General features: G+C 43.4%; 1 protein-coding gene and 1 pseudogene. Both read right to left on the bottom strand.

Annotation, left to right across the window (positions count from 1 at the left end; all coding sequences use genetic code 11):
- A pseudogene (locus FYJ45_RS29110) lies at positions 1 to 344 on the bottom strand (hypothetical protein); the annotation flags it as partial.
- A 136-nt stretch (positions 345 to 480) separates the two neighbouring features.
- A complete protein-coding gene (ltrA, locus tag FYJ45_RS29115; protein WP_154468411.1) occupies positions 481 to 1,947 on the bottom strand; it encodes a group II intron reverse transcriptase/maturase in 1,467 nt (488 codons plus the stop codon).
- Between the last annotated feature and the right edge of the window lie 807 nt (positions 1,948 to 2,754).

Genomic DNA, 2,754 nt, shown 5'->3' on the forward strand with positions numbered 1-2,754 from the left:
CTAATTTCCTGACCTTGCCCTTTTCCTCTTTGGGTATTTCCACCCTGCGGACTGGATTGGGTTTGTATTTTCCTTCCCGTATCAAGTTCATCCACCTGCATTCCGTCTATTCCACCTTTGCCTTTATTTGATTTCACTTTCTTATATGCCTCATTCAGGTTGTCTTTCCGTAAAATCAGTTCCATCAGACTGTCCGTCCAAAAATCTGTGATGATGCTGTTGTTTTCAGTAATCCGCTGATAGACGGACACTTCTGCATACTCTTTCTGTTCCGCAGATACCATTTGCAGATAGTCCTCAATATGAAGTTGTCTGTCCTTAAACCCATCTTTGGTTACATTCATTTACTCACATCTCCTAAAGTTCAGCCCTTCCCTCCGCGTTTGCAACCGCAAAGGTGTCGGGTAAGGATGATCCCTTTCGGTTTCACCCTCCCCAAAGAACGGAACGTGCAACTTTCATCGCATTCCGCTCACGCATCTATAACGCATAATAATTTATCTGCGCGGCTCGGTTAGAACATATCGCTTTCTTTCTATTTAGACGGTGTTGTTTGGAACGGTTCTCAAAGTATGCCTGGTCAAGAAATGGATTCTTATTTAGCGCCATTTGTCCTTTTCGAACTATCGGCATATCCATCATCAAAAACAGAATGTTTTTATCTGACATAAACGTCCATTTCCTTCCCTTGTGCGTTTTCCAGTATCTGCTGACAATCCACCCTTTACTTTTATTCGGATGTCTTCTTTTCGCCCATCTCCAAAGCATTTCCCACGTTCGGTGGTCTATTGTGCTGTAGCTTTTCTTTGCACAGGCTGAGTGATGGTAGTTTGCCCATCCCACAATGGCCTCGTTCAGTTTTCGGATTAGGTCTTCCTGCTTTGCCGTCCGATTCTCCTTGATAATAGCGCTGATTCTCTGTGTGATTTTGCACATGGATTTATGGGAAGGCTTGATTATCAGTTTCCCTTTATACTTTCTAAAGTTCCAGCCCAGAAAGTCAAATCCTGTGTTGATATGAGTAATTACTGTCTTTTCTTTTGATAATGTCAGTCCCCTTTCACGGAGAAAATTTTCTATCATCGATTTTATCTTCTCCAGGGTATCCTTATCGGAGGCTGTCACTATAAAATCATCTGCGAATCTGACCACGTGGACTTTATGATTGTTGTATTTAACGCTAAAGGTTCTCTTGGCTCTGCTTCTCCAATATACGTCCAATATCATAGGCTCTAACCCGTCCAGTACCATGTTTGCATACGTCGGCGAAATCACCCCGCCTTGCGGCGATCCTTCTGTTGTTGGAAACAGCTGGCCTCTTTCAACATAACCGCATTTCATAAACTCTTTCAGTATTCTTTTATCCGTTGGGATATTCTCCAACATCCATTGATGACTGATTTTGTCAAAACAACGCTTAATATCTCCTTCTAATATCCATTGCGGTGAATCCTTTCTGCTGAGTACACTAAATGCGTATTCTCTGGCATCTTCCGGACTTCTGTATTTACGAAATCCAAACGAGATTCTGTCTGCTGTTGTTTCCGCTACCGGCTCCAGCGCAAGCAGTTGTAATGCCTGCATTGCTCTGTCTTGCATGGTGGGTATTCCTAACGGTCTTTTTTCTTTCTTACCAAACTTCTCTATGTAGACTCTCTTCAGAGGTTTTGCATGATAGGTTTGGCAGTTAAGATTTAGAGCCGCCCTTACTTTTTCATCACCGGTTTTCCACACTGCACCATCTATGCCGGGAGTGTTCTTCCCTTTGTTGGTCGTGACTCTTTTCACAGCCAGCGCTTTTGCATAGAATGAATTTGTCATTAAATACTGGAGTCTCTTCACCAGTCTCCATTTCTGTTCTAATGTTGCCTTTACAATCCGAACCTGTAATCTATTGACCTGTTCTTCTGCTTTCTTCCAGTCAATCTGGTTCCATTGCAGTTTCATGTCTGTACCGTCCTCACAGCTGTGTCATTGAACTTAATACATTCATAGCCTCCAGCCCCTTCATGTAATTGATACGCGTTGGAAGTCTGCTTCCTTTCGGACAGGGCAAATTTTGAACCCTTATTCCCTGCATTACACAAGGACCTTCGCTTTTTCCAACATCCTCTGCCTTCTGTGTATTGTACTTTTCTTACGATTAGCCTACCCGTTGGGAACACATAAGGTTTACCTTGTTCCGCCATTTAAATAATTATGATATGTTTAGGTTCTTCCTATAGACCGGGAGTTCTCTGTCCGTTTGACACAGCACCATAGTAATTACCGTGCCCCTGACTCCGTACCTTTTGGTCAAGGTGTATCATCCACTTTCACCTTTCATCAGACTGACGACCCTTACAGAAGTTCACATACGTTAACCTTGCATATCTTTCCCTTGCAATAGAGCAGATGTGGCTTCTGCTTTTCTCACGTTGTCCCGCTGCTCCACACCGTTCATTGCTTACTGGGTACTATGCGGTAGGGATACTACAAACGGATGTAGTAGTGAATTTATCACAATTCAAATGGCGACTTTCAAGTCGCACACTATGGCTTCTGCTGACTTCTCATGGCAAATCTTATTTCAACCACAGCCGCAAATGTTTTATCGCACTGGCTGTGTCCATGAGACCTCCCCGGGTACTCACACGCTCTTTCCCTCTTATACTCACTTCATAACTACTAAATGCAGTTCCGTGCAGTTATCGGACTTTGGTTTGTTTGGCAACCTTATCCCTGCATTTAGCCTCAGATGTAGCAAGCCAGAGT

Source organism: Eisenbergiella porci (assembly GCF_009696275.1).
GTDB classification, from domain to species: Bacteria; Bacillota; Clostridia; order Lachnospirales; family Lachnospiraceae; genus Eisenbergiella; species Eisenbergiella porci.

Bases quoted from the DNA above. Each gene is read 5' to 3' on its own strand.
- ltrA (WP_154468411.1), bottom strand. From the start codon at position 1,947: ATGAAACTGCAATGGAACCAGATTGACTGGAAGAAAGCAGAAGAACAG.